The organism is Serratia liquefaciens (assembly GCF_027594825.1).
GTDB lineage: Bacteria > Pseudomonadota > Gammaproteobacteria > Enterobacterales > Enterobacteriaceae > Serratia > Serratia liquefaciens_A.
This window is the reverse complement of sequence record NZ_CP088930.1, coordinates 5,127,542-5,147,676: the sequence shown is the minus strand read 5'-3', so window position 1 is coordinate 5,147,676 and position 20,135 is coordinate 5,127,542. Positions and strand designations below refer to the sequence as shown.

The following is a 20,135-nucleotide window of genomic DNA, read 5'->3' as shown; positions in this document are numbered from 1 at the left end:
TTCAAGCGCTCCCCCTCCAGCTTCCTCACGTTGTGGCACACAATTTGCCTCCTGGTTGTTCCCTTTTCGATTTGCGCACTGCATCGCAGTTTTGACTGAAAATAAGTGAATCTGGTCGGAACAGCGCACAAAACGGCGGCCCACAGTTTGCGCGGTACGCGACAATCTGGCGAAAAGCCCATCGAGGCACAAATTGATAAAAATACTCTGGAGGCCCCTATGTCCGAAATCCCGCTAAACTGGCGTGCCGCACAGGCCGTCGCTGACAGGCTGCTGGCCGATTGGCAGTCTGACCACCAACCCGGCGGAGCTATTACCCTGTTCGACGCCGCGCAGATACGAGCGACCGCCAGTGCCGGGCGAGCCGATCTGGCGCAAAATACCCCTTTTAACGCAGACAGCGTGGTGCGCTACGCTTCCGTCACCAAACACATTTTCGCCGCGCTGGCGCTAAACGCCACCGATAACGCCCTAAGCCTGGATGACCGCCTGGGCGATCTGCTGCCAGAGCTGCAGGACCCTCTGGCGAATGTCACCGTGGGGCAGGCGTTGGATATGACCAGCGGGCTGCCTGACGTACGTGAAACCCTGGGGCTACTGGGCATCTCGGTGCATACGCGCAGTGAGGCGCAACCGGTCATGCAGTTCCTGCAGGGACTGGAAGGGCTGAACTACCCGGCCGGCAGTGAAATCACCTATACCAATACCGGTTACCGGCTGGTGGAGGCCGCACTGCAGGCCAAGGGGCATGATTTCGACCAACTGGTGCAGCAACACATCGCCCAACCGCTGCAGGTGCAGCTACGAGCGCCCGAAAGCTGGTATGACGTGGTGCCTGGGCTCATCCCCGGTTACTGGCGCGCCAAACAGGGCTGGCAGTTAGCCAGCGCCGGCCTGCACCTTTCCGCCTCCGGCAGCCTGACCGGCAGCGCCAATGCCCTCACCCGCTGGTTACAAACGCTGCTGGCCAACCAAGGCCCTGGCCGTGGCGTGCTGGCGCAACTGAGTGCCCCGCGCCATCTTAACCAAGGGCAACTCAGCGCTTACGGGCTGGGGCTGGCGCAAACGCCGCTCGGCGAACATCGTCTGCTGGGCCACGGCGGTTCGCATGCCGGCTACAAAACTTATTTCCTGTTGGCGCCCGATCGGCAGGCCGGTGTCGTTGTGGTGGCTAACCGGGAGGACTGCGACAGCTTCGGTATGGCGCTGCAGATGATGGCCGCCTTACTGGGCGAAGCGTTGCCGAAACGCAGCGCCGCCATTCCCGATGGCATTTACACCACGGTGGCAGATCCTTACTGGCTGGAGGTGAAAGACGGCAACGTCGCCTATCTGGGCAGTGAAGAGGCGCTGTATCAGGCCGATGACGGCTACGCGGTGTCGCTCTCCGCCCATATGCCGATGCGGCTGAAATGGACCGGTGAAGCGGTAGAAGGCGAAGTGTGCCACGTGCCGCGCAGCTTTCTGCCCGTCACGCCCAACCGCGATTGTCTAAAGCACGTGCAGGGCTTGTGGTACCACCCGCAGTACCGCACCGCCTTCGAGATCTGCGGCGATCGGGTGCACATTGGCGTGGGCCCGGCATCGCAAACCGGGAAGATCAGTTCGCTGGGTCAGGGCCGTATGCTGGTCGAAAGCAGCGACGGCCCGTGGTTGAAACGCTTTTGCCTCTATTTCCGCGGCTACAGCGTAGATTTGATTGCCAATCGCAGCCGGGTGCTGACCTTCCAGCGCAGCAGCATCGGCCGCGATTAGCGGACGCCGGGATCACTCCGCCTTGGCGGCCCTGACGGCCAATAAGGCGGTGAACAGCCGCTGCTTGTCGGCTTCGCTGAGGTTGTTCTGATCAATAGCCTGAATAAAACGACTGCGCGCACTCTCCGTCAGCGCCCCGGTTTTTAATTCCTGCGCCAATCGCTGCAAAATTCGGCTGCTGAGCTCGGCAATCTGTGGTCGCACCTGCTCCAGCGGGCGTGGCTGCCAGCCGCTTTCCGGCTGCGCCAGCCAGTCCGCGCGGTAACGGTATTGAATCGCCTTGGCGGCGTCCATTTGCGCGATGATAAACGGCCGAACCGAAAGCGGATCCAATCCTAAGCGCCCCGCCTCTGCCTGAGTGCTTGCCAGCACCTTGGCCTCCTGTGCCAAATCCTCGATCGGCAAATGCTGCTGCGCTTTGTAGCCGGCAACGTCTTTCATATAACCCAGACGCTGATTTACAAGTTCGCCAAGCGCCGTTCCCCCGCTTGCCAGCGCGGAAAAACTGACCAGGCAGCAGGCAATCAATAACATCCTGAACATCACAATTTCCTTATGCACCGAAATAACAGGAAAAGAGTTCACCACGATCCCCTGTTGCAGGCAAATAAAAAGCCCCACCGAAGCGGGGCCTTAAAGCAGAGTCAGCGGGAATCAATCAAATACGCCGTTGATCACCGAGGCAACCAGAGCGGTACTCAACGCCACCAGCACCAGATCGTTACCGGCAACGCGCCACTCATAGCCAGGATAATAAGGCAGATCGTGCAGCATGGAGGATGGCACCATTTTTTTGGCGATGCCCGGAGGCAGAGGCTTGCCGCGCGCCAGATTTTTGGCGATCCCCGGCGGCAAAGATCGGTAGCCGGTCAGGCCGTAGTTTACGGCCAGAGAACGTGCACGCTCATGGGAGATGCTGACGGAAACCAGCCCGCGGTCGCCATCGTTATCTTTGGCTTTATTGCCATGCTTGCCATTGTTGCCGTTATTACCATGATTGCCGCTGTTACCATGGCCGTTCCCCCCGCCGTTACCGTTGCCGCCTTTATCGGCCAGCGCCGGTGCGGATGACAACCCCAGAGAAACAATCAGCGCCAATACGGTGAAAGCAGTACGACGTTTGCTCATTTTGTTACTTCCTGCATGGGTTATTACCTTCACTATAGGCGCAGTTCTCCGTCTAAAGCATGAGGAAAACTCTGAGAGTTTGATCCCATACAGAGATGAGAATCAAACCAGATGACAGAATATTATCCCAGCGCAAAACTATTCGAAAAAACCGAATTCCGGCCTAAGATTTTTCTTGCAGCGAAATAAGCCATGCAGTAGTTTGGAACCGTCACAAAAAGAGTTAGCCTGCTCTTTTTCGTCGCACCTCAAATCATCTTTTTATCACCTAAAGTGATAACACTGAACGCTTCCCGCCTCTCCGTGCGGGATTCTTTTTTACCGAAAAATCGACGTTGGATGCACCTCGGCGGTGCTTTTTGTTGAGATTTGGTTGCCAATACTTTAAATTCGGCGTCTGAGAAACCTTAACCTCCCGCGGTGGCCAGTTGGCAACGGGTGGGCGTTCAGGAGCAAAAGACATGCAAATGACCCTCATGGAATACATCACGCAGCACTTTAATGGCGATCTTCACCGCTACGCGCAATCCGAAGGCGTTAGCCGTGAACAAATCATCAATTGGATCGATAATGAATGCCACGTAATCAAAGGACGATTATTTATGCCGGTGCGGCATCTGCCCGGTGAACAAGCGCAGTGATGACGAAAAAAAACCCCGCCAAAGCGGGGTTTTCTGATTCTGATACCACGGAAAATCAGAAGTTATAACCGGCCACGATGTAGTAACCCCAGCCGGTGGATTTGATTGGACCCTGTGGGGTGCCAATATCCACGCCGTCCTGCCACTGGCCGCCGTTATGGAAATAACGAGCCACGAACGAGTAGTGCCAGTGATCGTAGTTCAACGCCAGAATATGGCTGGAAGCGATCGAGTTGCTGGTGCGCGCCTGACGACCGTTCACGGTGAAGTCGTCCTTGCCCAGATCGGAACCGAAGTCAAAGTTGGTGAAGCCGATGTAGCTCAGATTGCCGCCCCACACCTGGGTCAACGGCACAAAGTATTTCACTTTGAAGCGGTAACCGTCCCAGCTGTTTTCGTTGGCAGCCTGGTAGTTTTCCCACTGGTACTTGGCATAGATGTTCATCGACAGGCTCATTGGCAAGCCGGTGTCGATATCGGTACCCAGACCCATGTACCAGGTATTCTGGCGACCGTCGGCGTTGTGGCCCAGGTCATAGATGTAGTTGTTGGCGAAGTACCATTCTTTGAACGGGCCAAAGCTCAGATCGGTGCCGGTCAGTTTGTCGATGGAGAAGCGAGGTTCAATTTCCATAAACATCGGAGAACCTTTGTCCCAGATACCGCGGTCAGGGGTGTTGCCCACGCCGAAGAATTTAGGAACGTCGACGTAGCCATAGAAGTCGAACCAATCTTTTTTGGCGAAGGCTTCATATTCCAGGTACAGATCGTTGTTCAACTGAGGTCCGAAACGGGTGTGGTAGCTGCCTACCACGTTAACGCTCTGGTGCCACCAATCCGAGACGTATTGGCTGTCTTTGCTATCAGCCATTGAAGATGCACTGTAAGACGCTGCGAGCAGTACACCTGCTGCGAGAGCTATTTTTTTCATTTTTATTACCACATGCTTAAAGGGCCATTTCCTGCCCGTTAGAAAAGATGACAATCAGTCTGACGACACCTGGCGTTGCCTCCGCTTACAAACTCTCGGGCGACGCGCGCATTATAGAAATCACTGGGTGTAAGAATCTGTGATCCAGTTATGCATTTCGCGAATAGGTAATCGATTGCGTTCACATTTGTCAAATTATGTTTCATGCAAATTCACGATCGCTGTGATTTTTGTCATGCCCGGTGATTTTTAAAGCAGGTTTTGTGCCAAATGTGTTCAATACAAAAAGTTAATGTCGGTTACTTTTGTTAAACAGAAAAGCCGGTCGCAATGACCGGCTGACAAGAAAAGAGGCCACCGAGGGTTAGGCTGGCCAGGACGAATTGCGAATGATGCTGCAGAAATTGCTGCGGACAAAATGGGGATCTTTTTCTGCCAGCACATCGGCCTTTACGTTACCGAAAGTGGTTTGCGGTTTGGATTTAATCCCGTCATAGAATGCCTGAATAATATCTTCCTTAAACTGCGCACCGCGCGGATGCAACTGCACCACCTGGTCGCGCAATTCGGCATCAAACTTCTGATAGTCAATGCCCAGAACATCCATTTCTACACCGGCGGTCACCAGAGAAACCACGGGATGCATATATTGCGGAATACCCGGCGTGGTATGCAGCGCAATCGCCGTCCACACCAGATCGATATCCCGCTGTTGAACGCCGTGGCTGTGCAAGAAAGCGGCTGCCGCGTCGGCGCCATCAACCTCAAAACGCTTATCGCAGCTACAGTGCTGCGGCGTCAGGCCCATATCGTGGAACATACAGCCGATGTATAACAGCTCCGGATCAACCTGCAAATTACGCTCTGCCCCCGCCAGCGCGGCCCAGTAATAAACCCGACTGGAATGATCAAACAGCAGATCGCTTTCGGTGTCGCGTACCAATTCGGTTGCCTGGCGCGCCAACGCGCTGTCAGGCACTCGGATACCCTGGATGTTTTGGCTCATATCACTTCTCCGCTTGTGTGGTAGAAGCTCAGGTTAGGCATTACACTGAATGTCCTCAATAGCACAAATACTACGATTAAGGACTTATCCTGCCGTTCGGGATATGCAGGCCACCACCATGATAAAAACCATCGCCATTCTTGCCGTGCCGGGCGTGCAGCTATTGGATGTTTCCGGCCCGCTGGACGTGTTTGCCGAGGCTAATCTGCAGGTGGGATACCCGGCCTATCGTTTGCTGGTGGTGGGCCGCACGCTCGCGCCGATCGTCTCTTCCTCCGGGGTGAAGGTGCTTCCTGACAGCGCGATTACCCAATGGCGTGATGAAGTGATTGATACCTTGCTGGTCGCCGGTGCACCGGGCATGGCCGAACAGGAAAGCCAGACGCGTACGCTCGACTGGCTAAAACGGGTTATTCCGCGTACTCGCCGTTATGGATCTGTCTGCAGCGGCGCCTTTCTGCTGGCGGCCACCGGGCTGCTGAACGGCCGACAAATCACCACCCACTGGGCCGTTGCCGAACGGCTCAGCCTGCGCTTCCCTCAGGTAAAAATCGATAAAGACGCTATTTATGTGCGCGATGGTCGCCTGCAAACCGCAGCCGGCGTCACCTCAGGGCTGGATCTGGCGCTGATGATGGTTGAGGAGGATCTGGGTCGCGAGGTGGCACGGCGGGTTGCCGCTCAGTTGGTGATGTTCTTTCAGCGCCCAGGCGGGCAAATGCAGTTCAGTTACCAGGACAAGACCTCGTTGGCGGGCCGTTCCGTACTGCAGGAGGTTCAACGCTGGGCCATCGAAAATATCGCCCTGCCGCACAGCGTCGCCAGCCTGGCGGCTCGCGCCGGCATCACTCCTCGCCACTTTACCCGGCTGTTCAGCCGTGAAGTCGGTACTTCCCCTGGCAGATGGATTGAAGATATCCGTATCGCACAGGCACGACGATTGTTAGAGAGCGGTACGCTTGCACCCAAACAGGTTGCGGCCAGCTGCGGGTTTTCAAGCGTCGAATTACTGCGGCGAGCATTTATCCGTCGGCTCGGAGTTTCACCGACGGATTATCGCAAAATTTACCTCAGCAAAGGCCTGAGGACGGAGTAAAAGGCGTTATTTTCCGCCCAATACCGCCTTGGCGATATTTTCCTGGCGGAACACGACCTCCTGCCCCGGTGCCACTTCCCACTCTTTGGGCGGGATGTCCACTTTCGGTGCCGCAGCGATTACCGAACCAAAAATCAGCTTGCCTTCACGGCGTAAAATACCGACATCCAGCTGGTATTCGTGGCGCAAGTTGGCGGTGGTCAGGCGTACGGTATCCCCTCGTATAAAACTTTCGTCGTCAATCACTGGCTGCTGAATGAATTGGATATCGTCTCTCATTTTTTATGTTCCTTCAGGCAGAATCGCTAGTTAAATTCTAGTTCAACATTGGCCGACAGGCAGATAATTTCCGTTAATTTCCTCGGGTTGCCCGCCAGCAGATCAACGAACCTGCCGTGACCATGACCACGCCCTGCCAAAAATTGGCGGTCAATGCAGTATCGAGCACCAGCGCGGCAAACACCGCAGACAGCACCGGCGTGAAGTAAGACGCCGTCGCCAACAGCGTCATATTGCCGCGCAATATACCCACGTTCCACGCCGCATAGCCTGCCCCCATTGCCATGCCCGCGCACAGCAGCGTCAGGGTTACCGGCAGCGTGAATTGCATACCGCTTTCGCTGCTGAAAGCATATTTCAACCACAGCGCCACGGCGGTCAGCGTAATGAACAGCACCACGCCGTTATGACCCTGGGCAATTTTCTTGGTCAGATTGCAATACAGCGCCCAAATCACCGCGCCGCCAAAAGCCAACGAGTAACTCAGCGGATTGCTGCGCACGTTCTCCAGCATTTGCGCCGGCGACCAGCCGCCCTCGCCGCTCATGATCCAGCCAATGCCGAACAAAGACAGCAACAACCCCGGCAGCAGCCACCACTTGGCTTTTTGCCCATTAAACACCAGCGCCATCAGCACGGTAAAACAGGGCCACAGGTAGTTGATCATCCCCACTTCAATCGCTTGCAGGCGGGTATTGGCATAGCCCAAAGATAACGACAGGCAGATTTCATAGCTGACAAACAGCAGGCTGCCGAGGAGCAGATAGGAGCGCGGAAACAGGCGTAAATTCGGCAGGCGCAACGCCAACAGCAAAAATACCGCGCTGACGCTGTAGATCATTGCTGCTCCGCCAATCGGCCCCAACCCTTCGCTGACGCTGCGTATCAGGCCAACCACGCTGCTCCACAGCAGGATCGCCAACAGACCGAGCAAGGTGGCTTTATAGTGAGCGGGCAGAGAAGACATGAAAGAGTTCCAATCAGTTATTTTTTATCAGGATTTTCACTCTACTGCCCGGGGGTAAAAAAAGAAAGGCGGGAAACCCCGCCTCAGAGTGCTCATTGTTTCATGGTAGGAGCGCAGCATGCTGCGCCCTATAGCATAATCAATGGGTTGAATCGGGTCGAACATGTTCGACCCCTACCGATCTACCCTTGGCATTGGTTCATCAACAGCCTTAGCCTTATTGCTGCGGCTGCCGTTCAAACTGCGGCGGCGGCTGACGGAAACGCCGGGTAAGGTACACCAGGTAGGCAAAGCCCATCCCGGCCCAGATCAGCCCCATGGTCAGCGAGCTTTTTTCCAGGTTCAGCCACAGCACGCCAACCGTCAACGCCCCCACCAACGGCAGGAACAGGTAGTTGAAGCGGTCCTTCCAGCTTTTGTTGCGCCCTTCGCGGATATAGAAATGGCTGATCACCGACAGATTAACGAAGGTAAAGGCCACCAGGGCACCGAAGTTGATCAACGCGGTGGCGGTGACCAGATCGAAAGACAGCGCGGACAGGGCCACCAACCCCACCAGCAACACGTTCAATGACGGAGTGCGCCATTTGGGATGGATGTAGCCAAAATATTTTTCCGGAAACACGTTGTCGCGCCCCATCACATACAGCAGCCGTGAAACGCTGGCGTGCGAGGCCAGACCCGATGCCAGCGTATTGATAAAGGTAATGCACAGGAAAATCGACTGGAACAGCTTGCCGCCTACGTACAGCGCAATTTCCGGCAGCGCCGCGTCCGGCTGATGAAAGCGCTGGATGGAAGGGAAAAACAGCTGAATAAAGAAGGAGACGCTGATAAAGATGACCCCACCGTACAGCGCAGTCAGGAAGATAGCCTTTGGGATCACCCTGGCGGCATCGGGCGTTTCCTCACACAGGGTGGTAACCGCGTCGAAGCCGAGAAACGAAAAGCACAAAATGGTGGCGCCGGTGATGATCGGCAGTAAATGCGCATTCTCATTGACGAAGGGTTGCAGACTCCACACCGTCCCCAACCCTTCACCGTTGTGCAAACCGCGCACTACCAGGAAGATAAACACCACGATGATCGCTATCTGGGCCAGAACAAACAGGGTGTTAAAGTTAGCCACCAAATTGACGCTTTTCAGGTTGATGGCGGTAATGATGATCACAAAGCCTACCACCCACACCCACGGCGGCACCTCGGGAAACAGCGCGGTCAGATAAATCTTTGCCAACAGGGTGTTGATCATCGGCAGGAACAGGTAGTCGAGCAGCGAGGACCACCCCACCAGAAAGCCGACGTGCGGGTTAATGGCCTTTTGCGCATAGGTATAGGCGGAACCGGCGGTCGGAAACTTGCGAACCAACTTGCCGTAGCTGATGGCGGTAAACAACACGCCGGCCAGCGCCAGCAAATAAGCGGCAGGAACGTGACCGTCGGTCAGGCCGGAGACGATGCCGAAGGTGTCAAACACCGTCATGGGCGTCAGGTAGGCCAACCCCATCATCACCACTTGCCACAGCTTCAGGCTTTTACGCAGTTGCGGCTTGGCCGCCTCATTAACATCAATCGCATTAATCGCCATGGCGTTTCCCCCCTTTGTCCTCTGCTGGTAACCGTTTAACGTCATTCAGAGAGGCCGCGGGGAAACTGCTGCTCAGGCGGCGGAAGGGACGGTGCAAAGACAAAAAAACGCGGCCAGCGGAAGGCCCATATTTACTGCGGCACAGGCAAACGCCCGCGCAGGTTGATGGAACAGTTATGGCTGTCATGGTTCTTTCCTCGCCGGCGTCCTGTACGCCAAGTAGAAGAAATGCTTTACCGCTGCGCGCAGCTTCGCAGGCCACAGGATAGCCGGCGGAATGCGCCAGACGCGCGCGGTATCATCGAGGATGAGCGGGTTCAGGCGTTTTTCAGCATCCACTCGATTTCGGTATCGGTGATCAGGCGCTCAAACTGCACCAGCTCATCCGTTTTACAGGCCAGATAAACATGGCTGAACCTTTCACCCAGCAGCGCATTCAGCACCGGCTGATGCTCGAATTCGTACAGCGCATCGCTCTGGCGGATAGGGAATGGCAGTCCGTCCTGCTCCAGCCCGTTGCCGGTTACCGGCTCTTGCAGTGGCAGCGGTGTTTCCAGCCCGTAGACGATGCCCGCCAAAATGGTCGCCATCACCAGATAAGGGTTGGCATCGGCACCGGCCACGCGGTACTCCACGCGGTGGCTATCGCGATCGCCACAGGGAATGCGCAGCGCCACGGTACGATTGTTGTGGCCCCAGGACGCCTGGGTCGGCACGTACATACCCGGCTGGAAGCGGCGGTAGGCATTGACGTTCGGCGCCAGCAGCGCAATAGAAGAAGGCATCAGGGCAATCATTCCCGCCAGTGCCTGTTTCAACAGCGCAGAATCCTCGCCGTCATCATCTGCCAGCACGTTGTTGCCCTGACGATCCAGCATGCTGATATGCACGTGCATGCCACTGCCGGCGTGCTCTTCATACGGCTTGGCCATAAAGGTGGCCTGCATGTTGTGATTTTCCGCCACCATGCGGATCAGGCGTTTCAACGCCAGCGCATGGTCGCAGGCCTGCAGCACGTTGTCGGTATGGTGCAGATTGACTTCAAACTGACCGGGCGAGGCTTCGGCCACCGCACCGTCTGCCGGCAGCCCCTGCAGGCGTGCCAATTCGTCGATCTCACTCAGCACGTCGGCAAAGTTGTTAAGGTTGTCTACCGAATAAACCTGGCTTTGGGTGTTACGCTCCTGCGTACCCGGCGCACACGGCGGCTGCAGATAACCTTCCGAATCACGCTGACGATCGATGAGATAGAACTCCAACTCTACCGCTACTACGGGGGATAGCCCGCGCTGACGCAAACGCTGCCACACTCGGTTCAGCACATTGCGCGGTTCAACGTCAAAGGGAGTACCATCTTCATCCAGCATGGTGAGCAGTACCTGGCCGATATATTGTGGATCCGCCGCCGACGGTGTCAGCGTGCCCAACACCGGTACGCAGATGTGGTCCGGCTCACCGAGCTCTTGCCCCAATCCGGCCTCTTCAACCACGTTGCCAAGAATATCCATCGCAAACACCGACGCCGGGAAGTAACAGCCCTTCTCCAGTTTGCTCAGCCCGCCAACCGGAATGCGTTTGCCGCGGAAGCTGCCATTAAGGTCGGTCAACAGAACGTCAACGTGCTGAGTTAATGGATAACGTTCCAGATACTTCTTCACTTCACGTTGGAACGCGCTACTTCGCTTTTCTTCGTGGTGCTGAACAAAGTTTTCCACTTCTACTATGTTGGTCTGCATGATTCACCCGCCATGTATGTTTTTGTCTGTGGTTCTCACACTTATTGCCGTCGATGTTTTTTGACCATCTTGCTCAATATAATGTCCACCAATGAAACATAGATGCAACAAAATTGTTTTGCAAGTGTTACTTTCAGTTTGAATATTGCCCATCCCACTGCTAGATTTATAAAATATTGAACGAAAAAGGCACTGGAGAAGCTTATCGTTCATAATTTCGAACATACCAAGGGGACAGCATGGGCAATATATTTAACAGACCAGTGGTCGGCGTAGTGATGTGCAGGTATAGGTTAAACGGGCACCTCACTCAGACCTTGCAAGAAAAGTACCTAAATGCCGTTATCGCTGCGGGCGGCCTGCCGATAGCCCTGCCACACGCGTTGGCAGAACCGAAACTGCTCGAGGAGTTACTGCCGCAACTCGACGGCATTCTGTTGCCAGGCAGCCCCAGCAACGTGCAGCCGCACCTTTATGGTGAAAACGGCGATGAGCCTGACGCCGATCCCGGGCGAGATGAATTGAGCCTGGCGCTGATCCGCCACTCGCTCGACAGGCGCATTCCCCTTTTCGCCATTTGCCGTGGCATGCAGGAAATGGTGGTCGCTACCCAGGGCGCCCTGCACCGCCGGCTGTATGAACTGCCCGAGCTGCTCGAACACCGTGAAGATCACGATCTGCCGCTCGAACAGCAATATGCCCCCGCCCACGAAGTCATCGTTCATGAAGGGGGCTTACTCTCGCAACTGATACCGGATTGCAACAGATTCTGGGTGAACTCATTGCATGGCCAGGGCGCGAAGACGCTGGGAGCCGGCGTACGTATCGAAGCCCACGCCGCCGACGGGTTGGTTGAAGCCATCAGCCTGCGCGATCAGCCCTTTGCGCTGGGCGTGCAATGGCACCCGGAATGGAACAGTGAGGAATACGCCCTGTCGCGCCTGCTGTTTGAAGGTTTCATTAGCGCCTGCCGGAACTATCAAAAGGAAAAACGCCCATGAGCGATGTCAGCTTGGCACCGGGAAAACGTCTGTCGCAAATCCGCCAGCAATTGGGATTGTCGCAGCGCCGCGCGGCCGAACTGTCTGGGTTAACTCACAGCGCCATCAGCACCATCGAACAGGACAAGGTCAGTCCGGCCATCAGCACCTTACAAAAGCTGCTGACGGTGTACGGGCTGTCCCTGTCGGCATTTTTCGCCGAACCGGAGAAACCGGCTGAGCCACGGATTGTTATCGACTATCAGGATCTGATCGAGATTGGCAGCCAGGGGGTTTCCATGAAACTGATCCACAACGGCGATCCTAATCGCACCCTGGCGATGATGATCGAAACCTATGAGCCGGGTACCACCACCGGCGAACGCATCAAGCATCAGGGGGAAGAGATCGGCACCCTGCTGGAAGGCGAAATCGTGCTGCAGGTCAACGGGCAGGCTTATCCCCTGCTGGCCGGCCAGAGCTACGCCATCAACACCGGCATTCCCCACAGTTTCAGCAACACGTCGGCGCGTATTTGCCGGATTATCAGCGCCCATACGCCGACGACATTCTGATTAACGGAGCAAGGTATGGACTTCCACCACCTGCAGTATTGGCAACACCGGGCGCAGGCCCTGAATATTGAGAACCGACTGTTTATCAATGGCCGCTATCAGCAGGCGGCCGAAGGCGAAACCTTTGCCGTGGAGGACCCTGCCGGTCAGCGAGAGCTGACCCAGGTGGCCCGGGGCAGCAGCGTAGATATTGATCTGGCGGTCAGCGCCGCCCGCGAGGTGTTTGAACGTGGTGACTGGTCGCGAGCGGCTCCGGCGCAGCGCAAGGCTACGCTGCTCAAGCTGGCGGCCTTGATGGAACAGCACCACGAAGAGCTGGCGCTGCTGGAAACGCTGGACACCGGAAAACCGATTCGCCACAGCCTGCGCGATGATGTGCCCGGCGCTATCCGCTGCCTGCGCTGGTATGCCGAAGCGATCGATAAGGTTTATGGTGAAATAGCCCCCACCGGCAGCGATGCGCTGGCGTTGATCGAACGCGAACCCATTGGCGTGGTCGGCGCCATAGTGCCGTGGAACTTCCCGTTATTGCTCGCCTGTTGGAAGCTCGGCCCGGCGCTGGCCACCGGCAACAGCGTGATCCTGAAACCCTCTGAGAAATCCCCGCTGAGCGCGATCTATCTGGGCCAACTGGCGCAGCAGGCCGGGCTGCCTGACGGCGTGCTGAACATCGTTCCCGGTTTCGGTCAGGATGCGGGTAAGGCGCTGGCGCTGCACAACGACGTCGACGCACTGACCTTCACCGGCTCAACCCAGGTCGCCAAACAACTGATGATCTACGCCGGTCAGTCCAATATGAAGCGGGTCTGGCTGGAAGCCGGTGGCAAAAGCGCCAATATCATCTTTGCCGACTGCCCGGATCTGGATAAGGCCGCGCAAAGCGCCGCCGCCGGGATTTTTTATAACCAGGGGCAAGTGTGCATCGCCGGGACCCGGTTGTTGGTGGAAGAAAGCATACAGCAGGCATTTTTACAGGCCTTGCGCCGTCATGCAGCAGCCTTCGCGCCTGGCAATCCGCTCGATCCGGCAACGGTGATGGGCACATTGATCGACCAGGGCCACTGCGAAAAAGTGGCTGACTATATCGAACAGGGTTTGACTCAGGGCGCTGCGCTGTTCCTCGACGGTCGCGATCATCCGCAAGGCGGGCACGCCGGTTATCTCGGCCCAACCATTCTCACCCAGGTAGACAACGCCATGAGCGTAGCGCGCGACGAAATCTTCGGCCCGGTATTGGCGGTCACTTCGTTTAGCGGTGAGCAGCAGGCCATGCAGTTGGCGAACGACAGCGACTACGGCCTGGGGGCTGCGGTCTGGACCCGCGACCTGTCCCGTGCCCATCGTTTGGCACGTCAGTTAAAAGCCGGCACGGTGTTCGTCAATAACTACAACGACGGGGACATGACCGTTCCTTTCGGCGGCTACAAGCAAAGCGGCAACGGCCGCGACAAATCGCTGCACGCACTGGACAAATTCACCGAGCTGAAAACCACCTGGATTTCATTGGAATAAGGGCAGAGATCATGACTGAACACGTAAAAAGCTATTATGCGGCTTCGGCCAACAACCACGCGCCCTACCCGCAGCTGAATGAATCCATTGAATGCGACGTCTGTATCGTCGGCGGTGGCTACACCGGTTTGTCATCGGCGCTGTTTCTGGTGGAGGCCGGTTACAACGTTGTGGTGCTGGAGTCTGCCCGCATCGGTTTCGGTGCCAGCGGACGTAACGGCGGACAATTGGTGAACTCCTACAGCCGCGATATCGACGTCATTGAACAACGTTATGGCGCCGAAAGCGCCCGCCTGCTCGGCAGCATGATGTTTGAAGGCGCAGAGATCATTCGCAGCCGCATCCAAAGGTACGCCATCGAATGTGACTATCGCCCTGGCGGCATCTTCGCCGCGCTGAACAACCGGCAATATCATGCGTTGATCGAACAAAAGCAGCACTGGGAGCGCTACGGCAATACCCAGCTTGAATTACTGGACGCCAGTCGTATCCGCCAGGAGGTCGATAGCGAGCGCTACGTCGGCGCGCTGCTGGACCACAGCGGTGGTCATATTCATCCACTGAATCTGGCGCTCGGTGAAGCCGAAGCCATTCGCCTGCAGGGTGGACGGATCTTCGAACAGTCCGCGGTCACTAATATCCGTCATGGTGAACCGGCAATCGTCAGCACCGCCAACGGCCAGGTAACGGCGCGTTATGTGATTGTCGCCGGCAACGCTTATCTGGGCGATAAGCTGGAGCCGCGGCTGGCGAAACGCAGCATGCCGTGCGGCACCCAGGTGGTGGCTACCGAACCGCTGGCGCCGGAAGTGGCGCGGTCGCTGATCCCGCAGAATTACTGCGTCGAAGACTGTAACTACCTGCTGGATTATTACCGTATCACCGGCGATAACCGTCTGCTGTACGGCGGCGGCGTAGTGTATGGCGCCCGCGATCCGGACGATATCGACAATCTGATCCGGCCAAAGCTGCTGAAAACCTTCCCGCAGCTCAAAGGCGTGCGTCTCGACTACCGCTGGACCGGTAATTTCCTGCTGACGCTGTCGCGCATGCCGCAGTTTGGCCGGCTGGAAAATAACGTTTATTACATGCAGGGTTACAGCGGCCACGGCGTGACCTGTACTCATTTGGCGGGCAAACTGATTGCCGAGCTGATGCGCGGTGATGCGGAAAGGTTCGATGCCTTTGCCAAGCTGCCGCACCTGCCGTTCTTCGGCGGTCGCAACCTGCAAATTCCTTTCACCGCGATTGGTGCCGCTTACTACCAGCTGCGGGATCGGATTGGGGTGTAAGGCTATCGGGCCCAGCAAGCTGGGCCCGTAATCACTGTTTAAACGATCTTCGGCTGACCGTCTGAGGCGGTCGCCCCGCCGTCTACCGGGATGTTGGCGCCGTTGATAAAGCTGGCGTCGTCACTGGCCAGGAATGCCATTACTGCCGCCACCTCTTCAGGTTCTGCCGCCCGACCCAGCGCAATACGCTCATTGAACTTGTCGCGGATCTCCTGCGGCCAGCCGTTGGTCATGTTGGTTTTCACCAGGCTCGGACACACCGAGTTCACCCGCACACCGTCACCGCCATGATCCAGCGCCATGGCACGCGTCAGGTTAACCACAGCCCCTTTCGCCGCGCAGTAGTATGCCGCGCCCCAGTCACCACCCAGCCCGGATACCGACGCGGTGTTAACGATGCAGCCCTTGGTTTTCAGCAGATACGGCATGGCGAATTTGGAACAGAACACCACGCCATCGATATCCACCCCGGCGATGCGTCGCCAGTCGGCAACGCTGGTTTCCAATACGCTGCCTGCCACGTGAACGCCAGCGTTGTTGAGCAGCACGTCGATGCGACCCAATTTTTCGGCCACCTCGTTCATCATTTTTTCAACCGCAACGTGGTCGGAAACGTCGATATGTACCGCCAGTGCCTTGCCTTTCGGCAGCGAAGCGGCAACTTTGTCCACCGCCTCCTTCGCCCAGTCAGCCAATACCACGGTAGCCCCCTCGGCAGAAAAACGACGCGCTGCCGCTTCCCCCATCCCATTGCCTGCACCGGTGATCACTACCACTTTATTGTCAAAACGCATGAGACCTCCTCCATGTGAATTTATTTCTATAAGTCATACAAATCCTGATGGCTCGAGGATAAGTCTCATGGCGGATGAGGGCCAGCCAAAACGTGCGGTTTATTAATCAAAAAGAGGTATCTACCGCAAATTCAATGCGCTAGCCCAGTCATTATCGGAATTAAGCCAAGCATTTGATGGGATTGATAAAATTTATCGGCGTGACTATCTTTGTCGCTTATTATCACACAACAATAAGTTCCGTAACGTCGCGATAGTGTGGCTGGCTAGCTCAAAAAACCATCGCCGCCCCACTGAGGCGCGGCGATGGTGGGGTTTAGTGTTTATCGATCGGGATCACCAACAGATCGACATTAAGGTTGTTGATTGCCTGCCAGGCCGAAGAAACCAACCGGCTCCAGATATCGTGATGATGGCCGAAGATAATCAGGTCAATGCCTTTCTCTTTCGCCGCCCGGTTCAATTCTTCCGTCAGTTCGCCACGGCTGATAATCACCTCTTCAACCGGGTAAGACGACTGATCCTTGATCGCATTCAGCATGTTTTTGACCCGCTCCGAAAAAGTCCGGTCGGTGTAGTTATATTCACCCACGCCCAGTTCGGCGTAATAGCCGCCACGGTGGATATCGATATAAATCAGGGATAGCCTGGCATTCAGTGCGGCAGCTAATTTAGCGCCTTTGCCAAGCAAGAATTCAGCGTCTTCGCTGAGATCGGTTGCCACAACGATATGTTGATAAGCCATGATTACAGCCCTCCGCATTGCGCTGGTGAAAAAGTGGCGCTCCCTGCCAGGGGCTTTCCGCATGTTTATTATGCTGTTTAAGTTTAGTTCAGCGCTGAAATTATCGCCTGCCCTGGCCCTCATTGTTCTTTTTATAGAACGATGCATCCTGAGTTAGCCCTCTAGCGGAATTTTCCTCTGACCCTACACTGTTAACAAGCACTGAGATTAACCCTTGGTTAAGCAAAGTTAATTGTTGTCTAGGTTCCGTTCACAGAGGAAAGAAAGATGAGCTCTCCAGCAAATTTTAATGGCCAGCGTCCTGTTATTGATGCCAATGACGCGGTGATGTTGTTGATTGACCACCAGAGCGGCCTGTTCCAAACCGTCGGCGATATGCCAATGACTGAACTGCGCGCTCGTGCTGGCGCCCTGGCCAGTATCGCTACGCTAAGTAAATTGCCGGTCATCACCACGGCTTCAGTTCCGCAGGGCCCTAACGGCCCCCTGATCCCCGAAATCCACCAAAATGCACCGCACGCGCAATATGTGGCGCGCAAAGGCGAAATCAACGCCTGGGATAATCCGGATTTCGTTGCGGCCGTAAAAGCGACCGGGCGCAAAACCCTGATTATCGCGGGCACCATCACCAGCGTTTGCATGGCCTTCCCATCGATCAGCGCCGTGGCAGAAGGTTATAAGGTCTTTGCCGTTATCGACGCCTCCGGCACCTATTCGAAAATGGCACAGGAGATTACTATGGCGCGTGTGGTGCAGGCCGGAGTGGTTCCGATCGACACCGCCGGCGTGGCCTCTGAACTGCAGGGGAGCTGGAACCGCGAGGATGCACAGCAATGGGCTGAGGTTTACACCAAAATCTTCCCGGCATACCAGTTGCTGATTGAAAGCTACGTTAAAGCCCAGGACGTGGTGAAGAATAACGAACTGCTGGATTCCCAGCGCGGATAACGGACATGTCAGGCTGGCCTGCTTCATTCTGAGCCAGCCTGTTTACCGGGGCAACAGGCATAAAAAAACCCCGGCTTTCGGCCAGGGTCATCAATGTTTGTCGGTGACTTTCCCGACCGTCATGTTATGGCATAAGCGTCCATCGAACACTCCAACCTTACGCAGCCTAAGCACAACTTTTTCACAACAGAAAAAGAGACTGAATCGGCGTTATCAATATTTTCTGCCAATCTTTTTTTCTGTTGCCAATAACTTTCGTTATTGAAAAACGCTGCAGCTGATTATTTTTAGATAAACTCCGGGTAATCCCGGAGTTTATTCAGGCAATTATTTTATTTCTTATCTGCTCCGGCTTAAACCATCATCGCTATCGCAAGAAATAAAGCGCTACCTGGAAATTATAAAACTACTACGTTGCCTGCAGAAGGGCCTTTCATACCGTTTTCGACAGTGAACTCAACGCGCTGACCTTCATCAAGCGTTTTGAAATCATTGCTTTGGATAGCGGAGAAGTGTACGAACACGTCTTTGCTGCCGTCTTCCGGAGAGATAAAACCAAAACCTTTACCTGCATCAAACCATTTTACCAAACCAGTCATTTTATTAGACATAGATATTTCCTTTATATTTTTGAGACGCCATAAGGCGATAGAGGTCTGTTTTTATTGGAAACTTATTGGGCACTAGAGAAGGAAATTCGCGGGAGAAGAGCTATCTATGGGATATCACTAATACTGAGAACTGCTTTACTAAAACTGCTTTCATAAGGTCTGTACTACAAACCGATGACGCTATTTACACATAGCTAGATTATTTAAGCAAGGAATATTTTGTATTAAATCATTCAGCAATTTTTTTATCAGTTGCCGATTGACTGAACACCGTGACGTGAGATCGGTTTTTGTGCCCTTTGTTTTGCTTTTTACTGCCATAAATAAACGGATGTACAAGTACACTCCGCCAAGAAATGGTTATCACACTGATATGATTTGATAGGAGAATTTAACCGCTCAATAAACTCTCGACACCACCGTACAACAATTGCTAGGATCATTATTGTACTTTACTGATAATAGTTACCTGCACGATTGCCACAGGATGGTTATGATTCACAAAAAATCAATGACGTTGGCACTTTTTGCCCTCAGCCTGACCGGTTGTCAACCGACTCCTCCCAGCTACGTACCAAAAGCTAACGCGTTACTGGAAAAGCAAATTACCGCAATTGCAGGTGAAAGGGCGATGTGTCAATTTACCTACAAAAGCGGTTTTTGGTTTTCCGCGTGTACTTCTCGTGCTCCGCACGCCTCCCCTTTATTCGCGCTGTTTGAACCTGAGGGCGTAATGCAGGCCAGCGATAACCTGGCGATTTTTGTCACGCCGGTCAATAACGATGCCCGCTATTTTACCCGACAGTCTGAATTCACTATCCCGGCAACAACACGAAAAATCCCAGTCAATGCTGATGAAGTGATTAACTCACTTATGCCCATCCCCCGCTAACTTTTCATTACTTTTAGCCGATAACCGCAATGCCTAAGCGATCCATTAGCTGGAACACCTGGTAGCTGTCCAGTTTTACTCCCTGCAGATCGGTTCCGCGCAGATCCAACTCACCCAGTTCAGAGTTGGTCAGATCGCAATGGGTAAAGTTGGCAGCACGCCAGTCGAAGGAGGAGAACTCGCCGCCGGACAGATCTGACCCGCTAAAGGTAGCACCGAGGATTTGCGCACTGTTCCAGCGATTTTCCCACAGCTCACACTTTTCCAACACCACTTTGGAAAAGTTGGCGTAACTCAGGTTGCTTTTGGTGATGTAAGCACTGCAAAACCAGGTGCGCGAGGTGATCATGTTCATAAAGCTGGCACCGCGGAAGTCTGCGCCCTGAGCCCGACACTCACGGATTTCAATACCCAGCGCGTTGGCGTTTCTGAAGTCCGCCATCGACAAGTCGCAACTTTTAAAGCTGGCGTCCTTGAGCACGGCGCGGCTGAAGTTACCGCCCTGCTGGCTCTCGCGGTCGTAAAACTGGCAGTCGATAAATTCGGTGCCGGTCAGGTCGGCGCCCGAGAAATCGCAGTTGATAAAGCTGCCATTTTCGACTTTCTCACCGGTAAACCGGTTACGAGCAATCTTTTCACCCTTCAGAGCCAGCGCCATT

At 55.0% G+C, this 20,135-nt stretch carries 21 protein-coding genes; 9 read left to right on the top strand and 12 right to left on the bottom strand.

Annotated features, from left to right (window positions below; genetic code table 11):
- Positions 1-219 precede the first annotated feature (219 nt).
- Complete coding sequence (locus tag LQ945_RS23870) at positions 220-1,755, top strand: serine hydrolase domain-containing protein (RefSeq protein ID WP_269936223.1); 1,536 nt, start codon at positions 220-222, stop codon at positions 1,753-1,755.
- A gap of 12 nt (positions 1,756-1,767) precedes the next feature.
- Here LQ945_RS23870 and LQ945_RS23865 read toward each other — a convergent pair whose 3' ends face one another.
- Both LQ945_RS23865 and LQ945_RS23860 read right to left on the bottom strand, forming a co-directional pair.
- Positions 1,768-2,298 carry a chorismate mutase gene (locus LQ945_RS23865; RefSeq protein WP_269936224.1) on the bottom strand — a complete coding sequence of 177 codons (531 nt, stop codon included), beginning with the start codon at positions 2,296-2,298 and terminating at the stop codon, positions 1,768-1,770.
- Between the two features lie 111 nt (positions 2,299-2,409).
- Positions 2,410-2,883: an anti-virulence regulator CigR family protein gene (locus LQ945_RS23860; protein WP_269936225.1), complete on the bottom strand. Its 474-nt coding sequence runs from the start codon at positions 2,881-2,883 to the stop codon at positions 2,410-2,412.
- A 461-nt stretch (positions 2,884-3,344) separates the two neighbouring features.
- On the opposite strand from LQ945_RS23860, the gene LQ945_RS23855 reads away from it, so the two are divergent.
- Positions 3,345-3,524 carry a hypothetical protein gene (locus tag LQ945_RS23855; RefSeq protein ID WP_020826507.1) on the top strand — a complete coding sequence of 60 codons (180 nt, stop codon included), beginning with the start codon at positions 3,345-3,347 and terminating at the stop codon, positions 3,522-3,524.
- Positions 3,525-3,579: 55 nt separating this feature from the next.
- Here LQ945_RS23855 and LQ945_RS23850 read toward each other — a convergent pair whose 3' ends face one another.
- On the bottom strand, positions 3,580-4,455 hold the full coding sequence (locus tag LQ945_RS23850; RefSeq protein ID WP_269936226.1) for a nucleoside-specific channel-forming protein Tsx: 876 nt from the start codon (positions 4,453-4,455) through the stop codon (positions 3,580-3,582).
- 364 nt (positions 4,456-4,819) lie between these two features.
- Positions 4,820-5,461, bottom strand: coding sequence for an HD domain-containing protein (locus tag LQ945_RS23845; RefSeq protein WP_269936227.1), 642 nt, complete (start codon positions 5,459-5,461; stop codon positions 4,820-4,822).
- 118 nt (positions 5,462-5,579) lie between these two features.
- Here LQ945_RS23845 and LQ945_RS23840 point away from each other — a divergent pair, with 118 nt between their 5' ends.
- Complete coding sequence (locus LQ945_RS23840) at positions 5,580-6,557, top strand: GlxA family transcriptional regulator (RefSeq protein ID WP_269936228.1); 978 nt, start codon at positions 5,580-5,582, stop codon at positions 6,555-6,557.
- 6 nt (positions 6,558-6,563) lie between these two features.
- Here the strand turns inward: LQ945_RS23840 and LQ945_RS23835 are convergent, their stop codons facing one another.
- The 4 genes from LQ945_RS23835 to LQ945_RS23820 form a co-directional block, all read right to left on the bottom strand.
- Positions 6,564-6,836: a hypothetical protein gene (locus LQ945_RS23835; RefSeq protein ID WP_269936229.1), complete on the bottom strand. Its 273-nt coding sequence runs from the start codon at positions 6,834-6,836 to the stop codon at positions 6,564-6,566.
- A 73-nt stretch (positions 6,837-6,909) separates the two neighbouring features.
- Positions 6,910-7,803, bottom strand: coding sequence for an aromatic amino acid DMT transporter YddG (gene yddG / locus LQ945_RS23830; protein WP_044550173.1), 894 nt, complete (start codon positions 7,801-7,803; stop codon positions 6,910-6,912).
- Positions 7,804-8,020: 217 nt separating this feature from the next.
- The gene (locus LQ945_RS23825) at positions 8,021-9,391 is read right to left on the bottom strand and encodes an APC family permease (protein ID WP_269936230.1); all 1,371 of its coding nucleotides are present in this window, start codon (positions 9,389-9,391) and stop codon (positions 8,021-8,023) included.
- Positions 9,392-9,708: 317 nt separating this feature from the next.
- Positions 9,709-11,127: a glutamine synthetase family protein gene (locus tag LQ945_RS23820; RefSeq protein ID WP_182823860.1), complete on the bottom strand. Its 1,419-nt coding sequence runs from the start codon at positions 11,125-11,127 to the stop codon at positions 9,709-9,711.
- Between the two features lie 239 nt (positions 11,128-11,366).
- Between LQ945_RS23820 and puuD the strand changes: the two genes are divergently transcribed.
- From puuD to LQ945_RS23800, 4 genes are read left to right on the top strand one after another with little or no spacing between them, the layout of a single operon-like run.
- Positions 11,367-12,128: a gamma-glutamyl-gamma-aminobutyrate hydrolase gene (gene puuD / locus LQ945_RS23815; RefSeq protein ID WP_182823862.1), complete on the top strand. Its 762-nt coding sequence runs from the start codon at positions 11,367-11,369 to the stop codon at positions 12,126-12,128.
- Positions 12,125-12,682, top strand: coding sequence for an HTH-type transcriptional regulator PuuR (puuR, locus tag LQ945_RS23810; protein ID WP_044550164.1), 558 nt, complete (start codon positions 12,125-12,127; stop codon positions 12,680-12,682). The genes puuD and puuR overlap by 4 nt, the downstream gene beginning before the upstream one ends.
- A gap of 15 nt (positions 12,683-12,697) precedes the next feature.
- The gene (puuC, locus tag LQ945_RS23805) at positions 12,698-14,194 is read left to right on the top strand and encodes an aldehyde dehydrogenase PuuC (RefSeq protein WP_044550163.1); all 1,497 of its coding nucleotides are present in this window, start codon (positions 12,698-12,700) and stop codon (positions 14,192-14,194) included.
- Between the two features lie 11 nt (positions 14,195-14,205).
- A complete protein-coding gene (locus LQ945_RS23800; RefSeq protein ID WP_270101890.1) occupies positions 14,206-15,486 on the top strand; it encodes an NAD(P)/FAD-dependent oxidoreductase in 1,281 nt (426 codons plus the stop codon).
- Between the two features lie 38 nt (positions 15,487-15,524).
- Here the strand turns inward: LQ945_RS23800 and LQ945_RS23795 are convergent, their stop codons facing one another.
- Both LQ945_RS23795 and LQ945_RS23790 read right to left on the bottom strand, forming a co-directional pair.
- A complete protein-coding gene (locus LQ945_RS23795; RefSeq protein WP_020826497.1) occupies positions 15,525-16,280 on the bottom strand; it encodes an SDR family NAD(P)-dependent oxidoreductase in 756 nt (251 codons plus the stop codon).
- A gap of 316 nt (positions 16,281-16,596) precedes the next feature.
- Positions 16,597-17,025: a universal stress protein gene (locus tag LQ945_RS23790; protein WP_270101889.1), complete on the bottom strand. Its 429-nt coding sequence runs from the start codon at positions 17,023-17,025 to the stop codon at positions 16,597-16,599.
- 267 nt (positions 17,026-17,292) lie between these two features.
- Here LQ945_RS23790 and LQ945_RS23785 point away from each other — a divergent pair, with 267 nt between their 5' ends.
- Entirely contained in the window at positions 17,293-17,973 is a 681-nt protein-coding gene (locus tag LQ945_RS23785) for a hydrolase (RefSeq protein ID WP_044550156.1), read from the top strand.
- Between the two features lie 398 nt (positions 17,974-18,371).
- On the opposite strand, the gene cspE is transcribed toward LQ945_RS23785, so the two are convergent.
- Positions 18,372-18,584, bottom strand: coding sequence for an RNA chaperone/antiterminator CspA (gene cspE, locus LQ945_RS23780; protein ID WP_020826494.1), 213 nt, complete (start codon positions 18,582-18,584; stop codon positions 18,372-18,374).
- 493 nt (positions 18,585-19,077) lie between these two features.
- Here cspE and LQ945_RS23775 point away from each other — a divergent pair, with 493 nt between their 5' ends.
- Positions 19,078-19,476 (top strand): hypothetical protein, encoded by a 399-nt coding sequence (locus tag LQ945_RS23775; protein WP_270101888.1) that lies wholly within the window; start codon positions 19,078-19,080, stop codon positions 19,474-19,476.
- A gap of 13 nt (positions 19,477-19,489) precedes the next feature.
- Here the strand turns inward: LQ945_RS23775 and LQ945_RS23770 are convergent, their stop codons facing one another.
- Positions 19,490-20,134 carry a Qnr family pentapeptide repeat protein gene (locus tag LQ945_RS23770; protein ID WP_270101887.1) on the bottom strand — a complete coding sequence of 215 codons (645 nt, stop codon included), beginning with the start codon at positions 20,132-20,134 and terminating at the stop codon, positions 19,490-19,492.
- Between the last annotated feature and the right edge of the window lies 1 nt (position 20,135).